The sequence below is a fragment of the Ruegeria sp. CDSC002 genome, assembly GCF_059610905.1.
This window is the reverse complement of the sequence record NZ_JBXWOM010000003.1, coordinates 392,520-406,445: the sequence shown is the minus strand read 5'-3', so window position 1 is coordinate 406,445 and position 13,926 is coordinate 392,520. Positions and strand designations below refer to the sequence as shown.

The window sequence follows — 13,926 nt, the reverse complement described above, 5'->3', positions numbered from 1 at the left end:
ATAGAGGCTACACAAGTGGTCACGAATTTGCCGATACACGAGGCGAAGGCTGGGTTGTAACCAATTCTTTCATCTGTATCGGGGCCGTGAAAAAAGCGTTAAGCCCATGAACGTTGTAATACCGTCGCCAAGTGGTTATATACACCCCACTAAGGTTCTGGTTTTCTGCGGCCTAGGCGTATCGCCTGCCAGAGTAAACTAAGTTCTTCCATCATGAAAATTCAGCTGTCACGTCCTCTACTTGGATCTGATGTTTGGGAACGTTGCCGATGTTTTCGCGCACAACCACATCGCTTGTGACGTTTGTTGATCCGTTTTGGTGATCAGACGCACCGTCGGTTTGCCAAAGAACCACAACGCAACCGTTGATCAAACGAGCTTCCGGTAGGCCCGAACTGCGCCTATCGGTCATCGCGGCTTGGGAATGGCCCTAGCGCGAGAATAAGAATGCGCAAAAAGACACAAAACAGCGCGGCGGCGCTTTCTCCGCCAGAGGATCTAAAATGACATTTCCAGAATGGACGAAACCAGGCATCTACGGTGCTTTGTGTGGTGCGATTGCGGTCTCAATCCTTGGCTTTACCTGGGGCGGGTGGACAACCAGCGGTGGCGCTCAAGAATTGGCGAAGGACCATGCAAGCGAAGAAGTGACGCTCGCGATGGTGCCGGTTTGCCTGAACAGGTCAGCTGCTGACCCCAAGCGCGAAGAAATAATCGTAACCCTCCAAGAGGCCTCTGGCTTCAGTCGCCGCAAGGCTATGATGGATACGGGTTGGGCTACGTTGCCGGGGTCGGAAACGCCAAGCCGTGACCTTGCAGATGCCTGTATCGCGGGGCTTGAGCTGGATGGATCATAACTCAAAGGCAATGCCGCAACTCTGTCAGGCGATCTGGGGAGCGCATCCGTCACCAGGCATTCAGATGATTGCGGCTCTGATTGTGCTCCCAATCTGTGCTCTGCTTCTGTTTTCAACGCCTGCATATGCTCAATCCACATCGCAACCTGTGCCTGAAAATGCCACTGCAAAGAGCTACGGTGGCGGCTGGAAATGTAACGCCGGGTATAGGCTGAGTGGCGATGTCTGCGCCGTTGTCATAGTGCCAGCAAATGCGTATCCGACCAACCGCACCTATGGCTCTGGTTGGGAATGTCTTCATGGGTTTCGCAAGAAGGATGACACGGCCTGTGTTGCGGTGATTGTACCTGATGGCGGGTTTCTTGATCCATCAGGTGAGCGCTGGCATTGCTCTCGCGGTTTTCTCAAAATCGACGACACATGCCAAGAAATTGTCGTACCCGCAAACGCTTACCTGGCAGCTACTACCTATGGGCCAGCGTGGAAATGCAAACGGGGGTTCGAAGCATCGGACGACCTTTGCGTCGCTATTGAAGTCCCGGCCAACGCGTATCTGAATTCATCAGGACACGGTCGACCCTGGACATGCGAACGTGGGTACTTTGCACAAGATGGGTCGTGCGCGCCCGTTGTGATCCCTGAACATGCCTTCTTTGACGATGCAAGTTACGGAACGGGATGGAAGTGCGAGCGGGGATACGCTGCCTTAGGTGCGAGCTGTGACGTAATAGACCTTCCTGCGAATGCCCATCTCGACAGGTCCGGAAACCGGTGGGACTGCAACAAGAATTTCAAGTTATCTAAGGGACTTTGCATTCTCGATAACTGAGCGTGCGGCACGATATTCTCGACTTCATTACTCAATGGTGACGGCAGCGTTGCCTTCGGTGTCGACCACAAAAAGGAAACATCATGAAAACCGACTTTAGCGCGGCTAACACTATCCGTCGTCCCGTCAGCGGTGCACAAGCGCCGCCATTGACCAGCGATGAACCCATAAGATCAATCTCTACCACTAAGATCGTCTCGCCACCAACTGCGATTGTCTATTGCCAAGGTAACTTCGCCAACATTGATGGCAAAACTGCTAATGGCCTTGTTCGTCATTCAGAGGCCTACAGGATCCTGTCTGTCATTGATAGCAACCACGACGGCGAAGACAGCGGGCAGATTCTTGACGATGCAGTAAACCACATTCCGGTCTTTAGAAGTTTGGACGCTGCTATCGCCCATGAAACCGTCATCCCAGATACCCTCATTTACGGAATGGCACCATCTACGGGGAGACTCTCATCGACAGATCGCGACGTTGTTCTCGATGCGATTTCACTTGGTATGAACATCGTCAGTGGATTGCATGAGTATTTGAGCGATGATCTCGAAATCGCGTCTTTTGCAGTCGAACGCAAAGTCACCATTCGAGATATTCGAAAACCTAAACCCAGCAAGGATATGCGTCTGTTCGACGGAAGTATTGCAGGTGTGAAGGCACTGCGCATAGCGGTTCTTGGAACCGATTGCGCCATTGGAAAACGGACAACAGCGACCGTATTGGCCCGCGCCTTGAATGCAAGGGGCATCAAGACTGTTCTTGTTGGTACGGGCCAAACGGGTTTGATGCAGGGCGCAAAATTTGGAGTGGCAATGGATGCCGTGCCGCCGCAGTTCTGTTGCGGCGAGCTTGAAGGTGCGATTGTTGACGCTTCCGAGGCTGAACAACCCGATGTCATTTTGATTGAAGGTCAAGGAGCGTTGAGCCATCCGGCGTTCTGCACATCCGCCTTTATCCTGCGGGGCAGCCAGCCGGACGCCGTGATCCTTCAACACGCTCCAAAGCGCGCGCATCGCTGTGATTTTCCCAATATGTCAATGCCCAAGCCTGCAAGTGAGATTGCCCTCATCGAAGCGTTTGCTGACACAAAAGTCATCGGCGTCACGCTCAATCACGAGGGGATGTCTGAGGCCGAGATTACCGACACTATCGCCGCACAGTCACAAATGCTCGGGTTACCCGTAACGGATGTGCTCAGCCGGCCGGCATCGCATTTGCTTGCAATGGTTGTCGCCGCCTATCCTGGGTTGCATCAACCCACGCCTGTGGCTGCGATATGAGTACACCCCGCATTGAGGTGCATCTGAGCAAGATACGCCACAATGCAAAGACTGTGATCGGGCGCCTCAAGACACGCGGCATCAGCGTCACCGGTGTGACCAAAGCGGTGTGCGGGCATCCAACCATCGCTCGGGCCATGCTGGACGGTGGCGCTGTGGGACTTGCAGAAGCGCGTCTTAGCAACGTTCGGAAGTTACGCAATGCGGGCATGACATGCCCGATCACCTTGATCCGTACACCAATGCTGAGCCAGGTCGATCAGGTCGTCCAGTACTGTGAGGCAAGCTACAACACAGAAATCCTCGTGATTACCGCTCTAGCCGCCGCCGCAATCCGGAAGGACTGCATTCACGGCATTATCTTGATGGTTGAGATGGGCGATCTGCGCGAAGGGGTCATGCCCAAATACCTCGGTTCAATTGCACGGCAAGTGGTGGATATGCCAGGTGTCGCGCTAAAAGGCATCGGAGCGAACTTCGCATGCCTGAGTGGAATTGCCCCGAATGCAGCAGACATGGACGCCTTGTCTGTCTTGGCGAATGACACAGAGGGGCAGTGTGGCCCCTTCCTTCAGACGGTATCTGGCGGTAACTCGGCCAACCTTCCTTGGGCCTTCAGTGGGCACCCAGCTGGTCGCATCAACGATTTAAGGCTGGGGGAAGCAATACTTCTGGGCGTTGATCCGGTTTCCGGAGATCAGATAGGCGGGATGTATACGGATGCCTTTACGCTTGTCGCCGAGGTCATTGAAACAGGGTCCAAACCTTCATCTTACCCTCAGAGCATCTGCGACCCGGTATTCAAAAGACTTCACCTTGTTCCAAAAAGTGGACAGAGCACACAATTAGTTCTCGCCATTGGTCAGCAAGATACGGACGTTTTGGGGCTTTCTATGCCTCCCAGAAACAGACTCATCGGTGCAACAAGCGACCATCTTGTCATCGGCACACCCCATTCGACAACAAACGTAGGATCGGAAATGAGATTCCAAATGAACTATAGTGCGTTGATGAAAGCTATGTCCGCTCCTGACGTTAAAACAAAGCTGCTCCATCGCAGTCCTTTACGACACGCGCGTGTCTCTCAAGGACCAGGCAATCACCTGGCATCAATTTGAAATACTCAACTGACAAATGCGCCGTTGAAAACGGATAGGAGAATAACCATTGGCAAAGCTGAAAAAAACAACTGTCTTCAATGCACACGTTCCCAAGGCGGAAACGCCGATGGACAAAACAACGCGGGTCGTTAGGGAAATGGTCAACGAAGAAGCTGAGCAAAGACAGATCAAGAACGCCCGGCTTCGCAAAACTCGGCTCGAAAGGGATGCGACGACTCCATCTGAAGCCTGTCCGCCGAAGCCCGCCAAAAAGCGGTGACAGGATCGTTGGCCCTCCTCTCCGCGCGACTTGATTGAGCGAAACACAAACAAAGTGGCTAGCGAGCACTGTTTATCTCATGCATCAGTAGCGCCCGTACTCGTTTCAAGGATATTGCCATGACACTCTCAGATGAGAGCTCAGAAAAAGTTCACTACATCTGCCAAACATATGTGGAACGGAAGCCAGGACGCGGAGGGCAAGGAAGCTTGAAAATTGGCAAGCAATTTGAATACTCCACGGCAGCGGAAGCACAAAACAGAGCAGAAAGAGAAGCGCAATCCGACGATTGCGCTGGCGCCGATGCCTACATGGTCAGTGAAGATCCGAACAGTGGCGAAGTCGGGTCGCCAAGTTTCCTCATTAGGCTTGGCAACGTCCCGGAATTTGATGAGTTTTAGATATTTTGGACGTGGATTTTGCAAAGAAACTGGGCCATGAATACCAGAAAAAACGGTCATTGGTGCAAGCGCAGCGAAAGCTACTTTTGTCCGCAACCCGGAGCTGCAAAGCCTATTTTAGAAGGTTCGGTTTGGGCCGTCCGCGAAACTTTGCAAAGGTCGCTATCTGCGCTTTGCTGCAATTTGGGCACCGCGTAGCGTCTATTAAAGTGGCCTCGGTATCGACCGTCGCTGACTTTCGTATAAGTGGCTAGAGAAAGCCTTAGACCGCACATGCCTACTGTGCTTACAATTCTGCGATGCGGACAGCCTATTTGGCACTCGTTTAGCGAGAAGGTTCCCGGAACTACGCGGTGAATTTCGAAGTGCAGCACACTCCGTCTTGACATGGCGACACGATCTGGTTCAGCTTTGGCTCATGACGTACACACGCATCCACTGCCAACGAATATCGACCTGAGGTCGATAACCCACGCGAAATCCGTGGGAGGCAGCATTGGTATGCGGGCGAGGCTTATATCCTTGTAATTGCTCCAGATTAGAGTGCACGAGTCGGTTCGATTCCGACGCCTCCTACCATCCTCAGGAGGAGTCCGACATGGCGGACGACGTCACGAACACAATTGACTTCAACGATATCAAGCAATCGGTCGAGGAGAGCCTCGGTCGTACACCCGAAGGTTGGTCTGGGTTGGCGACGACGCTCTTCACAGAGATCAAAGAATACTGCGATCTGAAGGATGCCACCTACCCCTTCATCCTCCAGATCAAAGAGAAACTGGGAGAGCTCCGCATCTACCACCGGTGTGATGATCGACACATCCAGTCGATCATCACCGTCACGATTGCACGAGAAAATCGTACCTGTGAACGATGCTCAAACGCTGCCGAGACCCACATTTTGGATGGGTGGTACACGACCCTGTGCTGTTGGTGCGCGCATGATGTCGCGAGCAAGCGCCACCCTGAAAGGAAGAGGTTTTTTGGTGTTCGGAAAAAGCCTGTTCGGGATCGAATGACCTGTTCTGTTTGCGGCTACATCGGCCAGATCGACCGGACTGATGATCGGGGGCGCTGCCCTGCATGTGTGAAGAAAGGGTGGTGAGTGATGCTCAAAATCGTCGTCTTCGCAAACGAAAGAGAGATTGCCCGGGCCCATGCCGGGAACGTCAGCGATGATATTAGTGGGCTCTGCGACTACGAAGTGCGCGTGAGCGAACGACAGTCCGAGCAGCTCGGTATCGAAGAGAAAGCAGTACGCTTCGAGATCTCGCTGCATGATCGCACGCAGACCGTGTGGGCACTGGTTGAGAAGATCGCCTCAATGTGGCTAGAGAAGACCGGTGCGCGAGAGCCCCGCCCTAAGGCTGATGAGGTGGCGCGCGCATTCCTGAAGCTGAAGAAGGCCAAATTTCTCGCCGGACAAGTACCGCTGTCTGATCCGATCAGCGGCGCAGAGGAGTTTGATGCTCTCATTGATGGCGTCGAGATTGATCCACTGACCAGGGCACTTTTGGCACTGCAAGCAGCAGAGATCGCATTGGGCCGCGCAAAACTGTCTGGTCCGGTCAGTGCAGAGGAAATCAGAGCGCGCAAGGTGAATGAGAGTGACAACGAATTGCTGTCGCTGATTCAAGCGAGCATTCGCGAATTGGATGAGCGCATCGCTAAGAAAGAGAATGACGATGGCCAGGACGATTGACCCAGTTTTCTCGAAAACTGAAGATCCGAGATTCCTACGCCTGTCGATTGCGGTTCACGACAGTGAACGCAATGTCGTGCTCCCAAGCTCACCCAAGGGTTTCGAAGGTATCGAAGATCTCACGGAAGAAGAAATCAGGCGTGTTATTCATGAGAAAGCTGACGCGCTGGAGGATGAGTGATGAAACAGGTTGTCGACTGGAATGACATCCACACAAGCGTGCTGAAGGAGCTTGGAGAGCATCGCCAGGGATGGGCTGACCAACTCGCACTGGTGCTTGAGGATGTAAAGCGCAGTGCTGCACAACACCCTGACATCTTTGGGGATGAGTTGCCGGTGGTCGTGCAGATCAAGCAAAAACTCGGCGGATTGCGCGTCTACACACGAGAATGCAATCGAAACATCTTCGACGAGCTGGAGACGCGTGTCGAAGAGATCGAGAAGAGGTGTGAGAGATGTGGAAATTCTGCCGGAATCCAAAGCATCCAGGGCTATCTCACGACGCTTTGTTGCTGGTGCTACAACAACTACCTTCAAAGTCGATTTGAAGGCGCTGAGGCGAGGTGGCCAACAGATCTTGAGCTCAACGTAGCAAATCGTTTTCCAGACCTGGTGAGCGCTGATACGGCATCATTATGGCCAAGCATTGGTCCGGGTCGGCTCGTCCTGCTTGGAAGGTTCCTCGCGGAAGCAGAGCATCTGGTTCGAGAGAACTGTGAGACACCGATTCAAGTGCAGATCTCGGATGTGACGGCGGCCTCAGACGGTTCAATCCAGATCATCTTCCGTCGGTACGATCAATGCCTGGATCTCCCGCTCAAGCGTCTCGTACTGGACAGCAAGCGCACATGTGCAAGATGTGGTCATGTCGGGGATATCGTACGGAAGAAGCACAAGGCAACTGCCCTGTGCGCGCATTGTCATGAGCAAGGCGATTGGAATCCCTTCGTTGAGTGATGAGCTTTCCGATGGAGAGACCTTTGGACGTCCGTTGGAGTCCATCCCTCTGGATGACCTGATTGATGAGCTAAAAGCACGTCTGAAAAAGGATTCAGATGCATGGCCGGCACTTCTGACGACTGTACAAGAGCACATCGTGGACGCTGCTCCAGCTGATGGACCAGCAGAATGGACAGACATCTGGATAAAAGAGAATAAGTGGCCAAAGTGACCGAAAAAGACAAAATCACAGAAGGGTCTGGTAGCGCCTATCAAGACCTTGGCCTCCCGGAACCAACAGTCAGCCACATATTCTGCGACTTAAGGATCGTCGCCGTCCAAGACAGCTTTTACCCGATTGAGATCGCAGTTTTGAGGGTGATCGATGACAAGCCACAAATTTGGAGTTCGCCCATTTATCCTGCGCGATCATGGCCACAACAGGTTCTGGATGCGTCTCCAATCGACCTGTCGACGGCTCCGGTCGCTGAGGAGGTAGCAAACCAAACACTCGATCTCATCGAGTTCTGTGAAGCCGGATGGATCTACTCGGATTCTTCAGCGACTTCAGGATTGTTGGAGCGTCTATTGGCTGAAGCAGAGGTTGGGCATCTACACAAAGTCGACGTACTTCGTGCGGAACAAATCATGCAAGATGATGCATCTCGTCGAGCGATGAAACAGCAACTGAAGGTACACAAGCGGATATCTGATGTTCCTCGCGAAGAGGTGGAGCGGTTGTGGGCCTGCTACCAAGCAGTGAAGGCCTCAGAGGAAGGAGGTGCGCGATGAGTATGGCGCACGATGCTTGGTGAAGATCATCAAGCAACGCGGCGAAAAGGCCAATCGCATTGAAATGGGATTATTCAAAACACTGATCGGGTCCGCAGGATGCGAGATCGCGATATTGCAAATGCATAACTTTCGCGACCTGAATAAAATCATCAAATCCCGGCTTTTTACTGCAAAACCGGTGCGTGAATTCGACAGCTCCGGGAAATGAACATTTTTGCCGTTGATAACTTGCAAGGCAATCCGCGCAATATCACTATTGGACTAACCGCCGCGAAACCGTCCCGATTAATTGACTGCGATAGTGTCGGAGCACATTGAGCGGAGACTGCCGAGAGTTCCAAAGAGCCCCGACTCCAGTTTCAACAATCGGCGAATCACCTCGATCAGGACACGGGTGATTTGGCTATTGAGGCCATTTGACGAGACGAAAGTGCAGGAATTCTATTCTTACACTTGAGCGCTCTCTCATGCCGCAACGACAACTATCTCTCTTTCAATTTATCCTTACTCGGAAGAAGTGAATTAGGCAGAGCCTAATTCAGGGTCGGTTTTTGCAACGCAAGTACTCCCAAGGATAAATGTTTAAAAACAATGTTTTATTGAGATATTGGCGGAAGTTTGATATGCTGATTGGCGTGTCAAACCTATCCCAACCTGGGCGGTGCACGAAATGAAAGCGAGGCTGAGAGATATGCCATTCGTTGTAGATAAATTTGCTGCCGGTGACGCAGTGCTGAGTTCGGAGGCGCCTTTTCGTTGAAAAAGACGAAATGCACAAATCGGCTAATCAATGAGGCTGCCAGTTGCTTGAAGCGCGGTCGAATGATTTGACAAATTTGTCACATTTTGTCGGCGTGAAAGTCACATCAACTACACCCGCGTCTTTTCGATTGCGCAGACCTCCGAGTTTTGAGTACGAGAAACGCCCATGCAAAATGCTGACCAACATATCGCGCCCAATCAGATACGGGTTTTCTGAGTTTCCGATCCGTTGGTAGCTCTCTTCAGCGATAGGTTTACATATCCTGCTTCTGCTGTGAGCTCCTATAGGCACTAAGTCGATATGAGGCGCTTATCATGGCGTTTACTACAAAACATTTGGGGTTCTTGAAGACGTGTTGCGATAGCCATCGCGACATCACTCCTTCTTTTGCTCCACGTTTCTTGAATCTCACGCGAATAGCCGTGTGATCGGGCGGTTTCGGCCGCCTGCTTCCCACCAAAATTCAAATCACGAGTTTTTCTACCGAACATGTTCGGTGGGCTCGATAAGACGTGAGGTATTCACATGAAGAAAAACTTTCCTGACGGAATTCGGCTCCCGTCGGATTTTCGTTCAGACCGCGCCATTGCGAAGGCCGCGAAACACCATTGCACTGCTTACACCGTGATCGGTTCAAACCCGGGTGTAAGGGTTCAGGCGGAGTCTCGTCTTGAGTTGGTCAATCTGCTGGTATTGAACGCCCAGCTGGAGATTGAAGACATCTTCGATCAAGTGCGGTTCCGTTGGAATGGCTTCAGCGAAAAGGTCCGGGAGCATGTGTTCGACTACGTCGCACACATTCGTGGAGGCTCTAAAGTTGCCTTTGCCGTAAAGCCAAGTCTCCGGGCTACGAAGCCAGAATTTGTGAAGCAAATGCAGGAGATTGCGTGGTTTTCCACTCGGTCTGGCTTTTGCGATGAAGTACGGATCCTGACGGAGCACAGCGCAGACCGGATTGAACAACGGAATGCTCAGTTGTTCTGGGCTGCGCGTCATCCAATGCCCAGTGCCGACGAAGTGGCCTGGAATGTAGCCCAAGACCTTGTTGGCGCTGCTTCGCTGCGCGACCTGACGATCAAAACTGGGCTTGGCGTAGACGGTTGGCAAGCGCTCGTACGCTTGGTTTCCGCGCAACACCTTGTGCCACTTACCCGTGAAATCATCGACCCCCAAACAATTGTCCAACGGAAAGGATAATTCCCATGACTGTTCACTATGATCTGATCAAGAAAATGGCTGAAGCGAAGAATACCGCAAGTACTTCAACAAAAAGCCGCTTTGAAATCTCGATGCATGACCGCGTAACGATTGCAGGGAAACGTATGCGGTTGGCTGGCAAAACGGCAAATGGCTATGTCCTTTACCCAACTTCTGGATCAGGACTTGCCGAGTTTTTTGGTTATGAAGAATTGAGCCGTCGCAACGCCTCTGGCGAAATTGTGCATGAACGTAACCACTTCCTGCCCAAGGCGGATCGCAATCAAAACTTCAATAACTCTATCTCGCTTTTCGATTTGACGGAAAAGCAGAAAGAGCGGTTCTGGAAACGCTACAGCTTGGTAAGCGCTTATCTGGAGCTGGAAAGCGAGGATCGTGTCTCACCAAATGACAAGTCGATCAAGGAGTGTATGGCGGAAATTTGTCAATTGGCCGCAACAATTGCCTCGGAAGAGATGCGGACCCCAGAAGAGTGCATGCGCGACGAAGAAATTCGGTCTGGAAAGCGGCGGCGTCGGCAGGGCGGCGGACGGATTGTAAGGAGCGTTGAGCCCGTCCATGCGACCACGCTGAGGAAGTGGGTGACCGCATATCGTCGAAACGGCAAGCTTGGTCTTCTCGATAGCGTTCACAACCGCGGAAATCGGTATAGCTATTTTAGCTCCGAAGAGCAGAAGTTGCTCAATTCAGAAACGCGAAATAGTTACTTCAATCTCAACCGTCCCACTCAAGTAAAAACCACAGAAGACGTTCAGAGGGCGTTTGAAAAGGTCAATGAAGATCGCAAAAAGGAGGGTCTGACCCCGCTTCGGGTTCCTAGTCGGAGTGCGGTGCGTCAATGCATCAAGAGCTTCAGTGAGTTCGAAGTTTTGCTGCACCGGTACGGGTACGACGAGGCGATGAAACGGTGCAAGCCAGTTGGGCGAGGGATCGAGACATCCCGGCCGCTTGAACGGTGCGAAATGGACGAATGGCGGGTCGATCTTCGCACTCTGGTTTCTAGTACACGTCTCGGCGAACTTTTGACCCTGAAAGAGCTTGAGGACCTCGGTTTGCTTGGTGAAAAGGGGGCAAAGAGCACACGTTGGTGGTTGTCTGTCATTATTGATTGCCGCAGCCGCTGCATTCTTGCGATGAAGCTGACGAAGAACCCTAAATCCGCCACAGCAATCGATTGCTTGCAAATGGCGGTACAGGATAAAGGTGCATGGGTGGATGCCGTAGGCGCCGAAGCGGCTTGGGACATGTTTGGTTTGCCGGAAGTCCTTGTTACTGACAATGGAGCTGCATTCAAATCTCAAGAGTTCATCAGCACTTGCCTGGATCTGGGTATTACCGTCGAAAAAACTATCGCCGGCATGCCTGGTATGCGCGGAACAGTCGAAAGGTTTTTCAAGACTGCATCGACGGGGCTTGCCGCCCGACTTCATGGTCGCACGTTTTCGAATTCGGTTGAACGCGGAGATCATCCGACAGAGGAGCGCACCTGCTTGAACACAGAAGATCTGTGCTTTGCGCTGGTACGCTGGATTGTGGACGTTTACCATAATACACCTCATGAAGGTCTGCACGGCCGGACACCGCTCGAGCAGTGGAACAAAGACATCGCGGACGGCAACTTCCCCGCTCAGGCAGCGCCTGATATGCGCAAGAGGCGGCTGATTTTTGGAAAGAAACTTGAACGGACCCTGAGCAAATCAGGTGTCACAGTTTTGGGTGTTCAGTATCACTCAGAGCAATTGGCGGAGTGGTTTGCGCATCGTGGCAAGCAGGATCTGCAAGTCAGCTGGTTGCCTGAGAATATTGGGACGATCTCTGTGAAGCTTGGGGAACACTGGCATGAAGTGCCAGCGGTTTACGATGAATTCGACAGTGTTCATGCACAACAGTGGGTTGCAGCTCGACGCAAGATGAAGAGTGCTGAACCGCGCCAAAGCGCGTGGGAGCAAAATGTCGTCGCAAATGCGCTTGAAGCCATTGACGCAATGAACCTCAAAAAATCGCTCGAGTTCGGTCTGGTTTCACAGGTCTACTCTGAGTCACGCATGGAGGCGTTGGAAAAGGAACTGTTTGTCGGATTCACCGTTTCCTCGTCTGAGACACGGCTGGAACAGGGGCCAACGCAGTTTGGCACTACCGTTGCTCCGAAAAAACCGAACTACTTGTCCGAGGACGAGGGTAACCAGGACCGTCATCCACTCGTTGAAAAAGATGTTTGGGAGAGCGACGAGGAGGGTGACAAATGAACCAGACCAACCCAGTTATCGATCCTCAGACTGTTATGCAGTCGTTGCGGGCCAAGTACTTCACAAACAATCGGCACCACCAAATTACGCGTGAACTTGACCGTTTGCTTCAACCCGACCAGCAAGGTGGTAGGTTGCCTGCTCCGGAACTCCATGCAGGAGGGCTTGAGGCCAGGGGGCTTATGGTTGTTGCAAAGCCGGGGGATGGCAAAACTACCGCGGTTCACAGGGTCCTGAGTCGCCACCCGGCGTTGCAAGCGGCGACAGAGCAGGACTTGCCTCGGTACATCCGCATTCAGGTGCCAAGTCCAGCGACACTCAAAAGCCTGGGCCGCGCCATTCTCGGAGAACTTGGAATGAACGACGTTTCAGAGCGGGCCCCCGCTTGGGACATCTGGCGTGTCGTGAAGCATCGCTTGTCGTTGTTGGGCATCGTCGTGCTTTGGATCGATGAAGCCCAAGACGTTTTCCTGTCACGCTCAGCACGTGAGATTGACGACATGCTCAAAACGCTGAAATCGTTGATGCAAGGAGACCAAGCAGTAGTCCTTGTTCTCAGTGGTACTGACCGGCTTCTTGAGGTGGCGCGTTATGATCAGCAAGTCGACCGACGGTTCAGAAAAATCATGTCTCGACCGCTCGTCGTGGGCCACCACGAACAAAACCTTCAAGGCTTGATTGATACATACTGTCTGATGGCCGGCATCCGACCCGACATCGAACCGGATACACTGACGCGACTTATCCATGGCAGCCGGGGTCTGTTCGGAAGAGCAATCGAGACTATCCTCGCGGCCATCGAACAAGCCCTCTACGAAGAGAGCTGCTGTTTGAAGCGATCTCACTTTGCTGAAGCTTGGAGCATCCAAGAAGGCTGTTCTTGGGATCAAAACGTGTTCGAGATCAATGATTGGGCAGCGCTGGAGATCGATAGCGACGCCGAAGAGTTTGATGCAGAACGAACCCGGCGGCAACATCAGCAAGTTGGACGGGGTTGATTCATTGAGTACAATTTTGCCAATGATGCCCATTTTGCCAGGTGAGAGCTTTGTTTCATGGGTCAGCCGGTTCGCCCGTGTTCAATGTGATATGTCTGCGAAAGAGTTTTCTTCTTTTGTACGTATTCCGCTTCAGGACCTCGCAAGGACCCGAGACAACGCGGTTGAGCAGATGCGCCAGCTGACCGGCATTCCTGCGGAGCGACTTACTCAGGGCGGATACACACAGCTTGCCTTTCGCTACTACAAACATCGAGATGAAGAGTTTCATTCAGAATTCGTTGCGGGCAATCGGGTAAGTTATTGCCCGCAATGCATCTTGAACGACATCTCGGACTGCCATCAGTCGTTGAGAATGCCGGTTGGGAAGATCAATTGGGCTTTTTCACCTGTGAGAACTTGTCCCGTTCATTCCGTTTCTTTGGTCCGAGAGCCTGGGAGAGGCCGAGGTAATCTCTTTCTGGACTTGGCTGCCCATATGCCAGACGAAGCGCGGTTGGCGAAGCTGGCCGAAA

At 52.5% G+C, this 13,926-nt stretch carries 14 protein-coding genes, 1 tRNA gene and 1 pseudogene; all 16 read left to right on the top strand.

Annotation, left to right across the window (positions count from 1 at the left end; translation table 11 throughout):
- Nucleotides 1-503 precede the first annotated feature (503 nt).
- Nucleotides 504-857 carry a hypothetical protein gene (locus tag AC2FJE_RS08240; protein WP_496723895.1) on the top strand — a complete coding sequence of 118 codons (354 nt, stop codon included), beginning with the start codon at nt 504-506 and terminating at the stop codon, nt 855-857.
- A 912-nt stretch (nt 858-1,769) separates the two neighbouring features.
- Nucleotides 1,770-2,969, top strand: a complete 1,200-nt coding sequence (locus AC2FJE_RS08235; RefSeq protein WP_496720531.1) for an N-acetyltransferase DgcN family protein — start codon at nt 1,770-1,772, stop codon at nt 2,967-2,969.
- Nucleotides 2,966-4,087 carry an alanine/ornithine racemase family PLP-dependent enzyme gene (locus AC2FJE_RS08230; RefSeq protein WP_496720529.1) on the top strand — a complete coding sequence of 374 codons (1,122 nt, stop codon included), beginning with the start codon at nt 2,966-2,968 and terminating at the stop codon, nt 4,085-4,087. Before AC2FJE_RS08235 ends, AC2FJE_RS08230 begins: the two co-directional genes overlap by 4 nt.
- A 49-nt stretch (nt 4,088-4,136) precedes the next feature.
- Nucleotides 4,137-4,349 carry a hypothetical protein gene (locus tag AC2FJE_RS08225; protein ID WP_496720527.1) on the top strand — a complete coding sequence of 71 codons (213 nt, stop codon included), beginning with the start codon at nt 4,137-4,139 and terminating at the stop codon, nt 4,347-4,349.
- Nucleotides 4,350-4,468: 119 nt separating this feature from the next.
- Nucleotides 4,469-4,750, top strand: coding sequence for a hypothetical protein (locus AC2FJE_RS08220; RefSeq protein WP_282154323.1), 282 nt, complete (start codon nt 4,469-4,471; stop codon nt 4,748-4,750).
- A gap of 485 nt (nt 4,751-5,235) precedes the next feature.
- A tRNA-OTHER gene (locus tag AC2FJE_RS08215) sits at nt 5,236-5,329 on the top strand.
- A gap of 19 nt (nt 5,330-5,348) precedes the next feature.
- On the top strand, nt 5,349-5,855 hold the full coding sequence (locus tag AC2FJE_RS08210) for a hypothetical protein (protein WP_496720525.1): 507 nt from the start codon (nt 5,349-5,351) through the stop codon (nt 5,853-5,855).
- 3 nt (nt 5,856-5,858) lie between these two features.
- Nucleotides 5,859-6,452 carry a hypothetical protein gene (locus AC2FJE_RS08205; protein WP_496760847.1) on the top strand — a complete coding sequence of 198 codons (594 nt, stop codon included), beginning with the start codon at nt 5,859-5,861 and terminating at the stop codon, nt 6,450-6,452.
- Entirely contained in the window at nt 6,436-6,633 is a 198-nt protein-coding gene (locus AC2FJE_RS08200; protein WP_496723898.1) for a hypothetical protein, read from the top strand. Before AC2FJE_RS08205 ends, AC2FJE_RS08200 begins: the two co-directional genes overlap by 17 nt.
- The gene (locus AC2FJE_RS08195; protein WP_496723900.1) at nt 6,633-7,409 is read left to right on the top strand and encodes a hypothetical protein; all 777 of its coding nucleotides are present in this window, start codon (nt 6,633-6,635) and stop codon (nt 7,407-7,409) included. Before AC2FJE_RS08200 ends, AC2FJE_RS08195 begins: the two co-directional genes overlap by 1 nt.
- Nucleotides 7,402-7,623 (top strand): hypothetical protein, encoded by a 222-nt coding sequence (locus AC2FJE_RS08190; protein ID WP_496760846.1) that lies wholly within the window; start codon nt 7,402-7,404, stop codon nt 7,621-7,623. Before AC2FJE_RS08195 ends, AC2FJE_RS08190 begins: the two co-directional genes overlap by 8 nt.
- Entirely contained in the window at nt 7,611-8,183 is a 573-nt protein-coding gene (locus AC2FJE_RS08185) for a hypothetical protein (RefSeq protein WP_496760845.1), read from the top strand. Before AC2FJE_RS08190 ends, AC2FJE_RS08185 begins: the two co-directional genes overlap by 13 nt.
- 1,291 nt (nt 8,184-9,474) lie before the next feature.
- Nucleotides 9,475-10,146, top strand: coding sequence for a hypothetical protein (locus tag AC2FJE_RS08180; RefSeq protein WP_496755302.1), 672 nt, complete (start codon nt 9,475-9,477; stop codon nt 10,144-10,146).
- Between the two features lie 5 nt (nt 10,147-10,151).
- Entirely contained in the window at nt 10,152-12,413 is a 2,262-nt protein-coding gene (locus tag AC2FJE_RS08175) for a TnsB C-terminal domain-containing protein (protein ID WP_496760844.1), read from the top strand.
- The gene (locus tag AC2FJE_RS08170) at nt 12,410-13,411 is read left to right on the top strand and encodes a TniB family NTP-binding protein (RefSeq protein ID WP_496755300.1); all 1,002 of its coding nucleotides are present in this window, start codon (nt 12,410-12,412) and stop codon (nt 13,409-13,411) included. Before AC2FJE_RS08175 ends, AC2FJE_RS08170 begins: the two co-directional genes overlap by 4 nt.
- Nucleotides 13,320-13,823, top strand: a pseudogene (locus AC2FJE_RS08165) (TniQ family protein); the annotation flags it as partial. The gene AC2FJE_RS08170 and the pseudogene AC2FJE_RS08165, both read left to right, overlap by 92 nt.
- Nucleotides 13,824-13,926 lie beyond the last annotated feature (103 nt).